The sequence below is a fragment of the Massilia sp. Mn16-1_5 genome, assembly GCF_004798585.1.
Lineage (GTDB): Bacteria > Pseudomonadota > Gammaproteobacteria > Burkholderiales > Burkholderiaceae_D > Telluria.
This window is the reverse complement of record NZ_PPXQ01000017.1, coordinates 1-16,147: the sequence shown is the minus strand read 5'-3', so window position 1 is coordinate 16,147 and position 16,147 is coordinate 1. Positions and strand designations below refer to the sequence as shown.

13 protein-coding genes and 1 rRNA gene are annotated in these 16,147 nt (G+C 63.6%); 3 read left to right on the top strand and 11 right to left on the bottom strand.

Features of this window, described 5'->3' with window-relative positions; all coding sequences use genetic code 11:
- Nucleotides 1-57 precede the first annotated feature (57 nt).
- The 3 genes from C2862_RS19350 to C2862_RS19340 form a co-directional block, all read right to left on the bottom strand.
- A complete protein-coding gene (locus C2862_RS19350) occupies nt 58-1,755 on the bottom strand; it encodes a long-chain-fatty-acid--CoA ligase (RefSeq protein ID WP_136221778.1) in 1,698 nt (565 codons plus the stop codon).
- 168 nt (nt 1,756-1,923) lie between these two features.
- Nucleotides 1,924-2,976, bottom strand: a complete 1,053-nt coding sequence (locus tag C2862_RS19345; protein ID WP_136221868.1) for an aminopeptidase — start codon at nt 2,974-2,976, stop codon at nt 1,924-1,926.
- A gap of 58 nt (nt 2,977-3,034) precedes the next feature.
- Nucleotides 3,035-5,140, bottom strand: a complete 2,106-nt coding sequence (locus tag C2862_RS19340; protein ID WP_136221777.1) for a molybdopterin-dependent oxidoreductase — start codon at nt 5,138-5,140, stop codon at nt 3,035-3,037.
- Between the two features lie 146 nt (nt 5,141-5,286).
- On the opposite strand from C2862_RS19340, the gene C2862_RS19335 reads away from it, so the two are divergent.
- Nucleotides 5,287-6,480: a M20 aminoacylase family protein gene (locus C2862_RS19335; RefSeq protein WP_136221776.1), complete on the top strand. Its 1,194-nt coding sequence runs from the start codon at nt 5,287-5,289 to the stop codon at nt 6,478-6,480.
- A 119-nt stretch (nt 6,481-6,599) separates the two neighbouring features.
- On the opposite strand, the gene C2862_RS19330 is transcribed toward C2862_RS19335, so the two are convergent.
- Nucleotides 6,600-7,499 (bottom strand): NAD(P)-dependent oxidoreductase, encoded by a 900-nt coding sequence (locus C2862_RS19330; protein ID WP_136221775.1) that lies wholly within the window; start codon nt 7,497-7,499, stop codon nt 6,600-6,602.
- Nucleotides 7,500-7,606: 107 nt separating this feature from the next.
- Here C2862_RS19330 and C2862_RS19325 point away from each other — a divergent pair, with 107 nt between their 5' ends.
- Together C2862_RS19325 and C2862_RS19320 are read left to right on the top strand one after the other, a co-directional pair.
- Entirely contained in the window at nt 7,607-8,164 is a 558-nt protein-coding gene (locus C2862_RS19325) for an acyloxyacyl hydrolase (protein WP_136221774.1), read from the top strand.
- Nucleotides 8,165-8,287: 123 nt separating this feature from the next.
- Entirely contained in the window at nt 8,288-9,718 is a 1,431-nt protein-coding gene (locus C2862_RS19320; protein WP_267873541.1) for a DHA2 family efflux MFS transporter permease subunit, read from the top strand.
- A gap of 3 nt (nt 9,719-9,721) precedes the next feature.
- Here the strand turns inward: C2862_RS19320 and C2862_RS19315 are convergent, their stop codons facing one another.
- The 7 genes from C2862_RS19315 to rrf all read right to left on the bottom strand — a co-directional run bounded on the left by C2862_RS19315 (nt 9,722) and on the right by rrf (nt 16,141).
- Nucleotides 9,722-10,015: a hypothetical protein gene (locus C2862_RS19315; RefSeq protein WP_136221773.1), complete on the bottom strand. Its 294-nt coding sequence runs from the start codon at nt 10,013-10,015 to the stop codon at nt 9,722-9,724.
- A 70-nt stretch (nt 10,016-10,085) separates the two neighbouring features.
- Nucleotides 10,086-10,859: a phosphatase PAP2 family protein gene (locus C2862_RS19310; RefSeq protein WP_136221772.1), complete on the bottom strand. Its 774-nt coding sequence runs from the start codon at nt 10,857-10,859 to the stop codon at nt 10,086-10,088.
- Between the two features lie 2 nt (nt 10,860-10,861).
- Nucleotides 10,862-12,502: a phosphoethanolamine transferase gene (locus C2862_RS19305; protein WP_136221771.1), complete on the bottom strand. Its 1,641-nt coding sequence runs from the start codon at nt 12,500-12,502 to the stop codon at nt 10,862-10,864.
- Between the two features lie 66 nt (nt 12,503-12,568).
- Nucleotides 12,569-13,855 (bottom strand): HAMP domain-containing sensor histidine kinase, encoded by a 1,287-nt coding sequence (locus C2862_RS19300; protein WP_136221770.1) that lies wholly within the window; start codon nt 13,853-13,855, stop codon nt 12,569-12,571.
- A complete protein-coding gene (locus C2862_RS19295) occupies nt 13,842-14,531 on the bottom strand; it encodes a response regulator transcription factor (protein ID WP_136221769.1) in 690 nt (229 codons plus the stop codon). Before C2862_RS19295 ends, C2862_RS19300 begins: the two co-directional genes overlap by 14 nt.
- A 38-nt stretch (nt 14,532-14,569) precedes the next feature.
- Nucleotides 14,570-15,802, bottom strand: a complete 1,233-nt coding sequence (locus C2862_RS19290; protein ID WP_168710113.1) for a metallophosphoesterase — start codon at nt 15,800-15,802, stop codon at nt 14,570-14,572.
- 226 nt (nt 15,803-16,028) lie between these two features.
- Nucleotides 16,029-16,141: ribosomal RNA gene (gene rrf, locus C2862_RS19285) — 5S ribosomal RNA — on the bottom strand.
- Between the last annotated feature and the right edge of the window lie 6 nt (nt 16,142-16,147).

Genomic DNA, 16,147 nt, shown 5'->3' with positions numbered 1-16,147 from the left:
CAAAGCCGCCCGAACAGCCGGGCGGCTTTGCCAACCAGACGCTCCAATAATGAAGCGTCAGGCTGCTTGCTTTTGTTTTTGCGGCTGCTCGTCGCGCAGCGCGCGCCGCAGGATCTTGCCGACGTTGGTCTTCGGCAGTTCGTCGCGGAATTCGATGTACTTCGGTTTCTTGTAGCCGGTGAACTGCTGCTTGCAGTAGTCCATCAGCGCGGTTTCCGTCAGGTTCGGGTCGCGGCGCACCACGAACACTTTCACGGCCTCGCCCGAGTGCTCGTCCGGCACGCCGACAACCGCGCATTCGAGCACGCCCGGATGGCCGGCGATCACGCCTTCGAGTTCGTTCGGATAGACGTTGAAGCCCGACACCAGGATCATGTCCTTCTTGCGATCGACAATTTTTACGTAGCCGCGTTCGTCCATGATGCCGACGTCGCCCGACTTGAAGAAGCCGTCGGCCGTCATGACCTTGGCCGTTTCGTCCGGACGGTTCCAGTAGCCGGCCATCACCTGCGGGCCGCGGATCGCGATCTCGCCGGTCTGGCCGAGCGGGACCGGGTTGCCGTCGTCATCCAGGATGGCGATGTCGGTCGACGGCACCGGCAGGCCGATCGTGCCGGTAAAGCCTTGTTCGTCCGCGCGGTTGCAGGTCGCGACCGGCGAGGTTTCCGACAAACCGTAACCCTCGATGATACTCTTCCCGGTTGCCTGCTTGAACTTGTCGTTGACCGCCTGCTGCACGGCCATGCCGCCGCCGTTCGCGGTTTTCAGGTGCGAGAAGTCGAGCTTGGCGAAGTCGGGATGGTTGGCCAGCGCGTTGTACAGCGTGTTTACCGCCGGTAGCGTGGTGATCTGGTACTTCTGCAGTTCCTTGATGAAGCCCGGGATGTCGCGCGGGTTCGGGATCAGGATGTTCAGGGCGCCGACGCGCATGCCCCACATGGCGCAGGCCGTCAGCGCGAAGATGTGGTACAGCGGCAGTGCGCAGACGATGGTCGGGAACTCGACGTGCGGCGGCTGCGAATTCGCCGGTTCGGCCCAGGCTTCGGCCTGCAGCACGTTGGCGATCACGTTGCGGTGGGTCAGCGTGGCACCTTTCGAGACGCCCGTGGTGCCGCCCGTGTACTGGAGGAAGGCGATGTCGGACGAGCCGAGGGTCGGCGCCGTGAACGGCATTTTGCCGCCCTGGCTCAGCGCATCCTTGAAGCGCACCATGTTCGGCAGCGCGAAGTCCGGCACCATCTTCTTGACGTTGCGGACCACGAAGTTGACCAGCATGCCCTTGGCGCCGCCGAGCAGTTCGCCCATGCTGGCCACGACCACATGGCGCACCGCGGTGTTCTTCAGCACCTGCTCGACCGTGTGCGCAAAGTTTTCCAGCACGATGATCGCTTCGCTGCCCGAGTCCTTCAGCTGGTGCTCGAGTTCGCGCGCGGTGTAGAGGGGATTGACGTTGACGACGGTGTAGCCGGCGCGCAGGATGGCAGCGATCGCGATCGGGTACTGCAGCACGTTCGGCATCATGACCGCCACGCGCGCGCCCTTGGCCATGCCGCGGCTTTGCAGCCAGGCGGTCAGGCGCTTCGAACACGCGTCGAGTTCGGCGTAGGTCAGGAACTTGTCCATGCAAACGTACGCGTTGTTCTGCGCGTACTTCTGGAACGATTCCTCCAGCAAATGGACAAGCGAGGTGTACTGGTCAGGATTGATCTCGGCGGGTACGCCGGGGGGATACGACTTCAGCCAAATTTTGTCCATCAGGTGCCCTCTGTCTCGAATAGTATCGTTATCGTCCGTGGCCTCGTCCGCACAGCGAAAGGGCCAGGCGTGCTTGTGCCTTTGCTATTGCTGATTGTGATGCTATCGGGCAGCGCTCGCGGAAGCAAGCGCTTTTGGCACGATTGGAACAGGGACTCTACGAGTCAACTATGGCGCGGCCGCATTGGTGCGCTGCACCATGAAATTCGCCGGGGGCGAAGCGAGGTCAATGAGCTTCAGCGCAGCCTGGCGCTCGGTTTTATCGAGTTTCGCCAAGCGGTTCACCTTGCGGTAAAACGCGCTGAAATTCTTTTCTTCACGCAGCATCGCGCGGAAGGCCGGCACGTAGTCGTTGTAGGTCGCAATCGAGGCCAGGTGCGCGTTCGAGAGCGGCTCGGCGAAGAAACGGTCGTAGCCCGCGTAACCGCCCCAGTTCGCCTTCAGCACCTGGTATTCCTCCTTCAGCGCAATGAACAGGCGCGCCTTGCCGATACGCTTTTCTTCGTCCGGAATGATGGACGCGTAGGTGCGCTCCAGCTCCTTGCGGTACTTCAGCAGCAGCGCCAGGAAATCCTTACGCCTTGCCGTGTAGCGCGCATAGCCCTCGCGCATTTGCGGATTGCCGAAGCGCTCCAGCCACAGCTCGACGCCGGCCTCTTCCACCGCGCTGGCGAAGGATTCGTTGAAGCGCGAATCGCCCGCGACATAGGTCACCTGGTGCGCCAGTTCGTGGAAGATCAGGCGCGCCAGTTCCGCGTCGGGATAATTGATGAACGTCGAGATCAGCGGATCGCTGAACCAGCCGAGGGTCGAATAGGCGCTGACGCCGCCGACTTCGACGTCGCGGCCCTGGGCGCGCAACTCCTTCGCATAGGCTTGCGCGTCTTCCTTGCTGTAGTAGCCGCGGTAATTGACGCAGCCGGCCACCGGGAAGCACCACTGCAGGGGTTTCAGAGACAGTTCCGGCGTAGCAACGACGTTCCACAGCACGTACTGGCGTTTCAAAGCGGCGTAGTTCTTGTAGCTGTCGTTGTCGGGCAGGCCCATCTGCTGGACCGCAAAGCGGCGGATCTGGCGCGCCGTTTCCAGGCGGTGCCGGAGCGAGGTGTTGGTGGCCGGGTCGGCCAGCCAGTCATCGATGGGTCGTGCGTCGGAGAGGAGTTCGAGTTGGCCCTGGGCGGCCTGGGTGTAGTAATTCAGAGTAGAACAACTGGCAAGCATTCCGGCGGCGGCGATGACAGCGGCGGCCAAGGCGCCGCGCCGGAAGAAGCGGGGATATTTAGGTGAGGATTTCATGTCCGGGTCGGGGTGCGGCCTTTTCGACCTGCACCAGGGTGTCGTAGAAAGTGGGCGCCCTGCCCATATCGGTCAGGCGCTGGCTGGTCACTTCGTTGGCGTTCTTGCCGTCGCTGGCGAGTTTCTTCCACCAGATCGACAAGCCCACCACGAGGCCCGGTCGCGCTTTCTCGGTCACGCGCGCCTTGGCAACAAAAGAGCCGCGGTCGTTATAGATGCGGGCCATGTCACCGTGGGCGATGCCGCGCGGGGCGGCGTCGTTCGGGTGAATGTCGAGGTGCGGCTCGCCCTCGGTTGCACGCAGGCTCTGAACATTGACAAAGGTCGAGTTCAGGAAGTTCCGTGCCGGCGGAGAAATCATCGCCAGCGGATATTTTTTTGCCAGGATCGGGTTCGATGCCACCGATTCGTAGGGCGCAATATAGGTCGGCACCGGATCGAGGCCGTCGTTCGCCATCGTGCTTGAGTAAAACTCGCACTTGCCCGACGGGGTCGGGAAGCCGCCTTCAGCAAACGGCGCATCCGGCATGTTCAGCTTTTGCCAGCCTTTTTGCTTCAGCGATTCCCAGTCGAAGTGGATGGCGCGGGTGTGGGTCTTATCAAAAGCTTGCGCGGCCAGTTCGTCGTCGCTCTCCTGGAAGCACGGATCCGTAAAACCCATGCGCGCGGCGAGCAGGCGGAAGATTTCCGTGTTCGGCTTCGCTTCGCCCATCGGAGAAATGGCGGCGTTATTCGCCATCATGTACAGGTGGCCATAGGCGAGGTGTGCGTCGACGTGTTCGAGCTGGGTGGTGGCCGGCAGCAGGATGTCGGCATAGTCGGCGCTGTCGGTCCTGAAATGTTCCAGCACCACGGTAAATAAATCTTCGCGCTCGAAGGCCTTCTGCACCTTGCTCGAATCGGGCGCGATCGCCAGCGGATTGGCGTTGTAGACGATGACGGCTTCGACCTTCGGGCCGAATTCCGGCGAGGCGTCTTTCAACAAGTCGTCGCCAATGGTGGTCATGTTGATCGTGCGCGGGTTGCGGCCGGCCAGCAGGTCCGGACGCTGCAGCTTGGCTTTGTTCGCCGGAAAGGAGCCCGAAGTCGACAACTGGATACCGCCCGCCGCATGGCGCCAGGCGCCGACCAGGGCCGGCAGGCAGCTCATGTTGCGCACCGCCATGCCGCCGCCGCGCGCACGCTGCACGCCGTAGTTGCAGCGGATCGCGACCGGCTCGCCGCGCTTGGCGGTCTCGCCGTACAGGCGCGCGAGGTCGATGATTTCCTGGGCCGTGACGCCGCAGGTCTCGGCGGTGCGTTCCGGCGTCCACTCGCTGGCGCGCTCCTTCAGCTCCTCGAAGCCGAGCGTGTACTGCGCGATGTAGTCGTGGTCGAGCAAGTCTTCATTGATCAGCACGTGCATCAGGCCGAGCGCGAAGGCGGCGTCCGTGCCGGGCAGCAGCGCAATGTGCTGGTGGCACTTCTCGGCCGTCAGGGAACGGTAGGGATCGATCGCGATCAGTTTTGCGCCGCGGCGTTTCGCTTCCTGGGCGCGCATCCAGAAGTGCAGGTTCGAGGCGATCGGATTGCCGCCCCAGATGATGATCAATTTCGCGTCCTGGAACTGCTCCATGTCGGTGCCGATGGAGGCGCCGATCGTGTACTTGTAGCCAGTAAAACCGGCGGTGGCGCAGATGGTGCGGTCGAGCAGGGAGGCGCCCAGCTGGTTGAAGAAGCGCATGGCCATCGCTTCGCCTTGCACCAGGCCCATGGTGCCGCAATAGCTGTACGGCAGGATCGCTTGCGGGTCGCGTTCAGCGATCGGTTTCAGGCGCGCGGCGATCTCATCGAGCGCCTCGTCCCAGCTGATCTGTTCAAACTTGCCCTCACCCTTCTTGCCGACGCGGCGCATTGGGTGCAGCAGGCGGTCCGGCGAATAGGTGCGCTCGACGTAGCGCGACACTTTCGTGCACAAGACGCCGGCCGTGGTCGGATGCTCGGGATCGCCGCGCACCTCGGTTGCCACACCATCTTCGACGGTGACGAGCAAGGCGCAGGTATCGGGGCAATCGTGGGGGCAGGCGGCGCGGACTTGTGTGATGGACATCGGTTCTATTCTTGGGAAAAACGTCGACAAACCAATACTTTAGCTGATTCGGCCGGGGCCGGTGTCTGATGCTGGATTTCCCAGGTTGAGGCGGGCTACAATCTTCAAACAGCTTGCATTCATGTCCATGCAACAGGGAGAACAAGATGAGACTCGTGGAACCTATCCTGGCATTCCAGACCGAACTGGAAGCCATCCGGCGCGACCTGCACGCGCATCCGGAACTCTGCTACGAAGAACACCGCACCGCCGACGTCATCGCCGCGCGCCTCGAAGACTGGGGCATCCCGGTCGTACGCGGATTGGGCGGCACCGGCGTGGTCGGCATCATCAAGAATGGCAATTCGTCACGTGCCATCGGCCTGCGCGCCGACATGGATGCACTGCCGATGCAGGAACTCAACACATTTGACCATGCGTCGCGCCACCCCGGCAAGATGCATGCATGCGGCCACGACGGTCATACGGCGATGTTGCTGGGCGCAGCCCACTATTTGTCGCGTCACCGCAACTTCGACGGCACCGTCTACCTGATTTTCCAGCCGGCCGAAGAAGGCGGCGCCGGCGCGCGGCGCATGATCGAGGATGGCTTATTTGACCAGTTCCCGATGGAAGCCGTGTACGGCATGCATAACTGGCCAGGGCTGGCGACCGGCAGTTTCGGCGTGATTCCGGGGCCGATGATGGCATCGAGTAACGAATTCCGTGTGGTCGTCAAAGGTAAAGGAGCGCACGCGGCGCAACCGCATCGCGGCATCGATCCGGTGATGGTGGCGGTGCAGATTGCGCAAGCCTGGCAGACGATCGTCTCGCGCGAAAAAAATCCGCTGGAGACGGCGGTGCTGTCGATCACGCAGATCCATTCCGGCAGCGCGACCAATGTGATTCCCGATGAGGCGGTCATGATCGGGACGGTGCGTACCTTCTCAACCTCCGTCCTCGACCTGGTTGAACAGCGCATGTCGGAGATGGCGAACGGGATTGCGGCGGCGTTCAACGCCAGCGTCGATTTCGGCTTCAAGCGCAATTATCCGCCGCTGATCAACCATCCCGAGCAAACCGCGTTTGCGATCGAGGCGATGCGCACGGTGGTGGGCGCCGCCAACGTGAATACCGAGGTCGAACCGACCATGGGCGCGGAGGATTTTGCGTTCATGCTGCAGGAGAAGCCGGGGTGCTATGTCTTTATCGGCAATGGTGACGGCGAGCACCGCCCGGGCGGGCATGGGCTCGGGCCGTGCCAGTTGCATAACGGGAGTTATGATTTCAATGACCAGTTGTTGCCGATCGGGGCGAGTTATTGGGTGCGGCTCGTCGAGACGGGGTTGCCGGTCGGTTGAAATGAGGACACCGGTGTGCACGCGGTGAATCCGCGCGGGCATGCCCGCCCTACGGTTGATTTTCGTAGGGCGGGCATGCCCGCGCGTTCGTACCCATTCACGCCCGCACCGCTACAACATCACGGCAACTGATCGGCCTGGGTTCCTACTCGCTGTCCTGGATTAAGCTTTTCCAGCGCCAATAACGCCGCCGCATGGTCCGCATGCGGCAACTCCCCTTCGATCGACTCGTAGCTTTGCGCCGCCGCGCTCGTCAGCGGCAGCACCAGGCCCGCCTCCCCGGCCGCCGCCAGGACATTGCGTAGATCCTTCAACTGGCTTTTCACCTGCCCGCCAGGCATGAAATTGCGATCCAGCATGCGCTGCCCGTGCACCTCGAGAATGCGGCTGCCGGCAAAGCCGCCGCGGATCGCCTCGCGCACCGCGCCTGGATCGGCGCCTGCCGCCTGCGCCAGCAACAAGGCCTCGGCGACTACATTGATGGTCGCGCCGACGATCAATTGATTGCACAGTTTCGCGACCTGGCCGCTGCCCTGCGGTCCCACCAGCTGCGCATTGCCCATGGGTGCGAACACGGGCGCGGCCTCATTAAAATCGTGCAGACTGCCGCCGGCCATGATCGCGAGCGTCCCTGCTTCGGCGCCGCCGACGCCGCCCGACACCGGCGCGTCGAGAAAGCGCATGCCCTGCCCTGTCAGGCGCGCATGAAAAGCCAGCGCCTCGTCGTGGCGGGTGGAACTCATGTCGATCCAGAGCGTTCCTGGAGTCATGGCCGGCAGGGCCGCCTCGATCGTGGCGCCGACGATCGGCCCCGCCTCCAGCATCGAGATCACGATCGCCGCGCCACTCACCGCTTCCTCCACGGACGCGCAGGGAATGGCGCCGCTTCCGGCCAGCGCCTGGGCCTTGGCCAGGGTCCGGTTCCAGACGCGCGGGTAAAGGCCGGCGCCGGCGAGGCGGGCGGCCATGGGACGGCCCATCAGGCCGATGCCAAGGAAGGCGACAACAGGATGCGGCATGGAGTTCCTTTCAAAAATATGACGTGCGCTACGCGCTTTTGTTCGCGCTAGTACAATATTTCTATTCGCCAGCGTGGACTGGCGCATACCTTATTATGAAAGCAATTATGGCCATTAATAAAAAGATTGCCATCCTGTCCGGCATCGTCACCGCCTTGCTGGCCGGCGGCGCACACGCGGACGGCGGCGGCTGGGTCGATTCCGCCTCCTTCGATTTTGGCACCGGCCCGAAGGTACGCCTGGCGCGCCTGGCCGTGCAAAAGAACTGGGACGCGCGCTGGTTCGCCTCGAACGGACGCCATCTGTCCGGCTACTGGGACCTCTCGGCCGCCTATTGGCGCGGCACGGCCTACCGCAACGTGCCGGGCCAGCACCAGAACCTGTTCGTGGTCGGCTTCACGCCGGTCGCACGCTACCAGCGCGATGACAAGCTCGGCTGGTATGTCGAGGGCGGTATCGGCGCCAACCTGTTCTCCGAGCTGTACAACAACGACGACAACCAGCTGTCGACCGCCTTCCAGTTCGGCGACCACATCGGCGTCGGCTACGTCACGCAGAGCAAATGGGATCTGGGCATCAAGATCCAGCACTATTCGAACGCCAGCATCAAGCGTCCGAACAGCGGCGCCAATTTCCTGGTTGCCAGCGCCCGCTACCAGTTCTGAGAGCGCCGTCGGGTAAGCGGATGCCGTACAGACGGCGTCCGCCAGAAAATCGGCTTCTCATGATTTATGTGACAATCCAGACAAGCTTGCGCATTCGCGCGCGCTTTGCTGGATGAGGCCCGTTTGAACAGTTCCACCGTCAAGACCTATCTGCCCTGGCTGGTCGCCACTGCCCTGTTCATGGAGCAGCTCGACGCCACGGTGGTCAATACCGCCATTCCCAGCATCGCGGCCAGCCTCGGGGTCACGCCGCTGAGCCTGAAATCGGTCGTCACCAGCTATATCCTCGGCCTGGCCGTCGGCATCCCCGTCAGCGGCTGGATGGCCGACCGCTTCGGCACGCGCCGCGTGTTCCTCACCGCGATCGGTATTTTTACGCTCGCTTCGGTCCTGTGCGGCCTGGCGCCGAACGCTTCCATGATGACGGCCGCGCGCCTGCTGCAGGGCCTGGGCGGCGCGATGATGATGCCGGTCGGGCGGCTGGCCATCGTCCGTACCTTCCCGAAATCCGAACTGCTGGGGGCGATGAACTTCGTCATCATCCCAGCCCTGATCGGTCCGCTGCTGGGACCGACCGTCGGCGGCCTGATGGTGCACTGGACGTCCTGGCGGGCGATCTTTTTTATTAACGTGCCTTTCGGCCTGATCGCCATGTACCTGGTCTGGCGCCACATGCCGGACTACCACGGCGACGAACGCCGTCCGCTCGACGTGCTCGGCCTGATCCTGTTCAGTTCCGGAACCGCCATCCTGTCCTGGCTGCTGGAAATCTTCGGCGAACATACCTTGAGCGGCGCCACGATGTTCCTGATGCTGGCCGTTTCCATCGGCCTGCTCGCCGCCTACGCTTGGCATGCGAGCCGCATCCGCTTCCCGCTACTGCGTCTGGCCCTGCTGAAGGTGCGTACTTTCCGCATCTCGGTGGTCGGCGGCTTCGTTACGCGCCTGGGCGTGGGCGGCCTGCCCTTCCTGCTGCCGCTGCTGTACCAGCTGGGCCTGGGCTTGCCGGCCTGGCAATCGGGCCTGCTGATGATGCCGTCGGCGGCGGCCGCCATGGGGATGAAACTGATCGCCCCGAAAGTGCTGGCCCGCTTCGGCTACCGCCAGGTGCTGGTCTTCAATACCTTGTTCATTGGCTTGACGATCGCCCTGTATGGCATGGTCGGGCGCAACACGCCGCTGGCCGTGATCGTGTGCATCAGCCTGATGCAGGGCTTTTTTAACTCGCTGCAGTTTTCCAGCATGAACACCCTGGCCTATGCCGACATCGAGGCGAATGACACCAGCATGGCGAGCACGATTTCCAGCTCCTTCCAGCAATTGTCGATGAGTTTTGGCCTGGCGGCGGGATCGCTGGTGACGGCCTGGTTCCTGGGCCGCGTGCCGCAGACGAACCAAGTGCTGGTGACCGGCGCCCTGCACCATGCCTTCTGGGCGCTGGCCGTGATGACGGTCTTGTCGGCGGCGATTTTCTGGAGATTGCGGCGCCAGGATGGCGACAGCATCAGCCGCGGCCGTGCCGTCGCCAAGGAAGCCGAACCGGTGGCGCAGTAGCGTTCAGGCAGTCGGAGCGGTATCGGCCGTCAGGCGGGAAAGCAGGTGTTCGCGGTGGTTCATCACGAAGTTGACGAAGCTGTGTTCCTTCACCGCCAGGCGCACGATGCCGGGCAGCAGTGGATAGCAGAACACGGCTACCTTGCGCACGGCCTCGTCGTTCACCAGTGCACTTCGTGCGGCCGAGCTGCTGCCGCCCAGCATGGGCATCAGGGCGGCGCGATGGCGCGAGACGATGGCATTCATGGGAGCGGCCAGCTTGTCGGCCAGGGCGGATGCGTCAGATACGGCGTGCATGGGTTTCTCCAGTGGTGGGCAACCAGGAAAGTTTGCCGCCAGGAAAATACTGCGCGCTGAGCTGAAGCAATCAGGCTGCGTCTTCGACCGTTTCCGCCAGATACTCGGGCACGCTGGCTGTACGCCGCGCAGACAGGCGTTGCAGGCTGACGATCACGATCAGGACCACTGCACAGGCGAGCCAGATCGACCACAGCGTATGGGTAAGAAAATGCGCTCCGCGCAATTGCTGCATCCATCCAACCAGGCCCCCCAGCAGCAGCGCCAGCAGCGCCACCTGACGCGCGCCCTGTGGCCGGCCCGGCAGCCAGTACACGCACAGGGACACCAGCCACAGCGCACTCGAGGCATGCCCCGCCGGCAGGCAATGACCGGCAGGGACGCCCAGCGGCAAGGCCTCGAACAGGCGCAGGTAAGGTTGCGTGCCGCCGTAGCGCGCCAGGTCCCAGGGGCAATGGGCCACGCTCGCCTGTTTCAGCATGCTGATCACGAGCGGCACCAGCACGCTTGATGCGCCGACCACGCGCAGGCGCAGCCGGTCGATGGCTTGGCGCCCGGCGCGCGGACGGAAGACATCCCAGGCTGCCGTGGCGACGAACCAGGCGGCCGCCAGCGTCAGGATGCTTTTCAGGATCACGTGATTGAAGGTCTCGGTCAGCCAGGCATGGCGCCAGGGGAAGGTGCCGGCGCCGGCGTCGTACAGGGAGTCGGCCAGTACGAGATCGAGATCGGTGGCGCGGCCTATCCAGAAGATCACCAGTGCCGTGGCAAACAAACCGGCGCACAGGAACAGGATCTGGCGCGCACCGAGCAGGTTCGGTGCGGGTTCAAAGGAGGCGCGCATCGTCAGGCGCCCCGGGTGCAGGCGCGGAACAAATCCAGCTTCGGATTCAGCACCGCCGTGTTCACGTCCAGCATGCCGAGCACCGAGTGAAACACGTTATCGTGCGACATCGGCTGATTGCGGCGTGCCATCAGGCAGGTGCGGTCGATCCTGAAGCGCGAACTGAAGCCGTCCGACATCCACAGCATCATCGGCACCCGGGTCTGCTCGCTGGGCGCGAACAGATAGGGTGCGCCGTGCAGGTACATATTGTTTTCGCCCAGCGACTCGCCGTGGTCGGAAAAATACAGCATCGCCGTGTCGACACCTTCATTCGAGGCGGTCTGGCGCAGCAAATCGATCGTCTTGCTCAGGAAATAATCCGTGTACAGGATGGTGTTGTCATAGGCCGCCTCGATCGATTCGCGCGAGCATTTTTCGAATTCGTTGGTATCGCAAACCGGACCGAAGCGTCCGAAACCTTTGGGATAGCGGCGCGCGTAGGCCGGGCCGTGGCTGCCCTTCTGGTGCAGCACGATCACCATGTCGCCGCTGCTCTTGCGGATCAGTTCGGGCAAGCCGGCCAGCAGGCGCTCATCGTGGCATTCGTCGCCTTCGCAATTCGGATCGCCCGGCGTGGCCTGCGACAGGTCTTCGAAGCCGACGCGGGCGCAGACGCCCTTGCAGCCGGAGTTATTGTCGCGCCAGAGGACCTGGAAGCCGGCGTGCTGCAAGACGTCGAGCAAGCCTTCCTGGCTCGTGGCCTTGGTTTCCGAGTAATGCTCACGGCCCAGGGCGGAAAACACGCAAGGCACGGAGACGGCGGTCGCCGTGCCGCATGAGGACACCTGCGAGAAATTGATCAGGCCCTGCTGGCGCGCCAGCAGCGGATTGGTCTCGCGCTGATAACCGTTCAGGGAAAAATTCTTGGCGCGCGCCGTTTCGCCGACCACGAGGATCGTCACCGTGCGCCGCTGTTGTCCGGCCCAAGATTGGCCCTTCATGGCATCGCGTCCGAGCGGCGCGACCACGACCGGCGTTGCCCATTTGCCGCGCAGGTAGCCGTGTACGGCCTGGATGGTATTCGTGGGCGTCAGCAGGAAGCGCAGTTCGCGGTGCTCGCGCACGGCCGGCGCCAGGCTTTTAAAGAGCATTACCAGCAGCACCAAGGCGACCGCCAGCGAGCCGCCGGCAATTCCTGCGCGCTTGATCAGGCCGCGCGTCCCTTGCGGAAAGCCGACCTTGACGCGCGCGATCAGGAACGCGGGCAGCAAGCCGAGCAGGCCGATCGTGAAGACCATGTGCCAGCTGAACAGTTCGGCCGCCTCGCGGGTATCGGTCTCGAACACGTTCTGGATCATCGCCTTGTCGATCACGATGCCATAGTTGGCGATGAAATAACTGGCGCTGGCCGCGGTCAGGACCAGCACGATCAACACCGGCTTGGCGACGAAGCGGAAACTGGCCAGGGTCAGGCAGGCATTGAAGAACAGCACAACGATGGCAAACGCACCCAGCAGCAGCGGGAGGTTATCCAGCGTCAGGCCACCGGTCGCACGCATGAGCGTGGACCAGAACGGCAGATTGCCGGCCGAGGCCAGCAGGAGGGCAACCGCCAGGGTCAGGAAAGGTGCGCTGATGCGCCGAGCAAACAGTTTGTCCAAAACTCATCCATCGAAGCATTAGGGCCGGAATCGGCCACATATGCAACGAGGATAGAGAACACCCTGTCAGCGCCCGGTCAGGGAGGCGTTAAGATCGCGTGAAATCGGCGCCGCATGCGCGCCGGCGAAGTGGATGGTGAAGCGGCTGCCGCCGCCGGGGCGGTCTTCGTAGGCGAGCGAGGCGCCGAGGTATTCGCAGATGCGCAGCACGAGCGACAGACCGAGTCCGGTGCCGGCCGAGCCGCGCGATGGAATCGCGTGGGCCGTCGCGCCATGACCGGCCAGGGTCTCGCGCACGGCGGCGGGTAAGCCGGGGCCGGTGTCTTCGACTACGACACGGCCCAAGCCCAGCGCGACGCTGACCACGCCCTGCTCCGTGTACTGGCAGGCATTGCGGATCAGGTTGCCGATGGCGGCGGCGCACAGTTCGGCCGGCGCCTGGATCGCGAACGCGGGGCCGTCCTCGTACGCGAGCTCGACGGGTTTGGCGTCCACCAGCAGGCGATAGCGCTCCACTTCACGCGCGGCGATGGCCTTGACGTCGACCGGCGGCAGGCGTGTCAATTCGGGCGAGCGGGCCAGCAACAGCAGCACGGTGACGCATTCGGCGGCCTCGTGCGCGGCGCGGTAGATGCGTTCGGCCGGTGCGCGGGTCGCCTCGTCGGCGGCGTTCGTCATCAGGATTTCGGCTGCCCCCATGATCACGGTCAGCGGGCTGCGCAGTTCGTGGCTGACGTCGCCCGTAAAAAAGCGTTCGCGGTCGAGGAAAGCACGCAATTCGGTAGTGTGGGCCTCGAGGGCGCGCGCCAGGATGCCGAGTTCGTCCTTGCGTTCGAGGCCAGGCAGGGGCGAGCCACCACGGCCGACGGCATCGGCCAGTTCGCTGATCGGATTCACGATCCGCCGCGCGACGAAGCCGCCGAGCCCGGCGGCAAGAAGCAAAAAGCCCATGAAGAAGGCGGCGAACATCGAGTACACGACGAGCTCCACCTTTTCGTAGTCGCTTTCGTGGTCGACCACGACGTAAGCACCCGCGGCATCGCTGCCGGACAGCACGTGCAGGCCGACGCCATCGACTTCGACGTCGCTCACGCCGGCAGGCAAGCCGCGCAGCGACAAAGGGATGGCGCCGCCGCGGTGAAAGCGCAGGCCCGCAGGCAGGTCGACGGCGAGTCCGGCCGCCTGGCGCGGCAGCGCCCATTTCGCGACTTCCGTCAGGCGATTGTCGACCAGGTGCATTTCGATGCCTTCGACCGCCACCGCGGCCAGGACCGCAAAGAACAGCGACAGCACGATGCCGAAGGAAATAAAAGCGACGACGATGCGCCGCTGCAGGGATTCACGCGCTTGCATCGGGAAGTGCCAGACGGTAGCCGACACCGGGAACGGTGAGCAGCATGGGATAAGTAAATGGTTTGTCGATCGCCTGGCGCAGTGCGTGGATATGCGTGCGCAGCGCATCGCTGTCCGGACGGTGCTCGCCCCAGACGGCTTGTTCGAGCGTCTCGCGCGTGACGATGCGCGGCGCGGTTCTCAAGAGGGCTTGCAGCAGGACATAGCCGGTGCGGGTGAGCGTGACGGACTGGCCGGCGCGGCTGGCCTGCTGGGTGTCCGGATCGAAGGCAAGCTCGCCGAAGCGCAGCTTGCTGCTGCCGGCGTTTCTCCCTTCCGAGCGCCGTACCAGGGCTTTCAGGCGCACGTCGAGTTCGACCAGCGAGAAGGGTTTCACGAGGTAGTCGTCGGCGCCACTGTCGAAGCCGGCAACCTTGTCGTTCACGCTATCGCGCGCGGTAAGCATCAGCACGGGCGTGGCGATTGCCAGCTCGCCGCGCAGCTTCTCGCACAGCTCGAGACCGTTCAGGCCGGGCAAGCCGATATCGAGCACGATGACGTCGTATTCGTTTTCCGAGGCCAGGGCCAGTCCCGCGTAGCCATTGCGGGCGGAGTCGAGGACATGTCCTTTCGGCTCCAGGAAGCCGTACAGGTTGGCCAGGATGTCGGGATGGTCTTCGACGATGAGGATGCGCATCGGTCTATTGTAAGACGAGCTGGCGGAGAGCGTGCGCCTCAGTAAGGATGCGACAGCTGGGACAGTGCGCGGCTGCGTGCGAACCAGCACTCGAGGATGCGCCAGTCCTCGGCCGTGGCGAGGTTCAGGGCGCGCGTTTTGACGGGCAGCCGTTCGGACGCCAGCATGCGCTGGGTTCGCAAAGGAACGATCCGCGCCACGCCGTTTTCGAAGAGCAGGGCCTCGGAAACGGCGCTCGGGGTGTTCACGTCGATGGCGTAGACGCGCCCTTGATACAAGGGAGTGATCTGTTCCACCGGTGTATGGCCGACGACGATCGTGTCCGCATCAAACTGCTCGAGCGCCTGTGCCACTTGGGCCGGCGTCGCGCGTGGCGTCTCGCTGTCGCTGTCGAAGTAGCCCCGGTACTGGGTGAGGCCGGCCGGACCGAACACCGCACCGAGTTCCGTCGCCGGCTTCGCGGGATCTTGCCAGTAGGTCCGGTGCGTCTCGTTGAGCTGCTCGCCGGATAGGCCGCTTGCGGCAAGCTGCGGGCTGATCCCACCGTGGGTGACCACGACTCTGCCGGCTCGCAGGATGACCGGCTGGCGCCGCAACCAGGCGCCGAGGATGGTATCGGCGTCGAAGGCCCGGCTGAACCCGCCCATGCGTTCGGTGGTGTGGATATGCTCGCGGTTTGCACGCGACATATTGCCTAGCAACATGTACTGCTCATGATTCCCAAGCACGAGGTGCACTGCCCCACCCTGCTCGGCCGCCTGCAGGCTGAGCGTATACAGTCGCCAGAGCACGGCAAACACGTCGCGCCCGCGGTCGACGGCATCGCCGGCGATGACGAGGTGGCCTGTGCCATAGGCCCAGCGGCCATCGGCATCCTGCACGCCCAGTTCGCGCAAGGCGCTATCGAGAAAGGCGGCGTTGCCCTCGATGTCGCTCAGGACCAGCATGCGTGCCGGCGCGGCGATGCTGCTGGCCGGCTGGACGCTGGCTGCGCGCACGGGATAGCGCGTCTGCTTGCCCGCGCAGTCGATCTCGAGCACGTCACTGCTGCCGGATTGCCGATGCACGGCGTTCTCGCAGAACCAGGTGGCGGCCCATTGGCCGTTCGCCGCGGTACGGACGATGGGACCATCAAGGAAGTGGGGAATGCGCGGCGTGTCGCCGGTGCCGGAATACAGGTGGATGCCGATGTGGCGATTCAGGCCGGTGGGCAGCATCAGGCGCGTGTGGACACCGTTCGGCGTCATTTCGACCCTGGATTGCGTGAGCATGAGGAGCGGCGTCCCGATGATGAGCAAGGAGACAGCACTTATCGACCATTTCAATATGCTTGCACGCTTCATGCGCCCTATCCTTTAAGTCATTTCTGACCGGAAATCATAATTGGGCGATGCATATAAGGTCGTGAATTTGCGATGAACTGCTGAATTGCCTTACTGAGCCGCACAAAGCAAAAAACCCCATCCAGATCACTGGATGGGGTTTCGCTTATAACTAGCCTGACGATAACCTACTTTCACACTGGTTGCAGCACTATCATCGGCGCAAAGTCGTTTCACGGTCCTGTTCGGGATGGGAAGGGGTGGGACCGACTTGCTATGGTCATCAGGCATGAC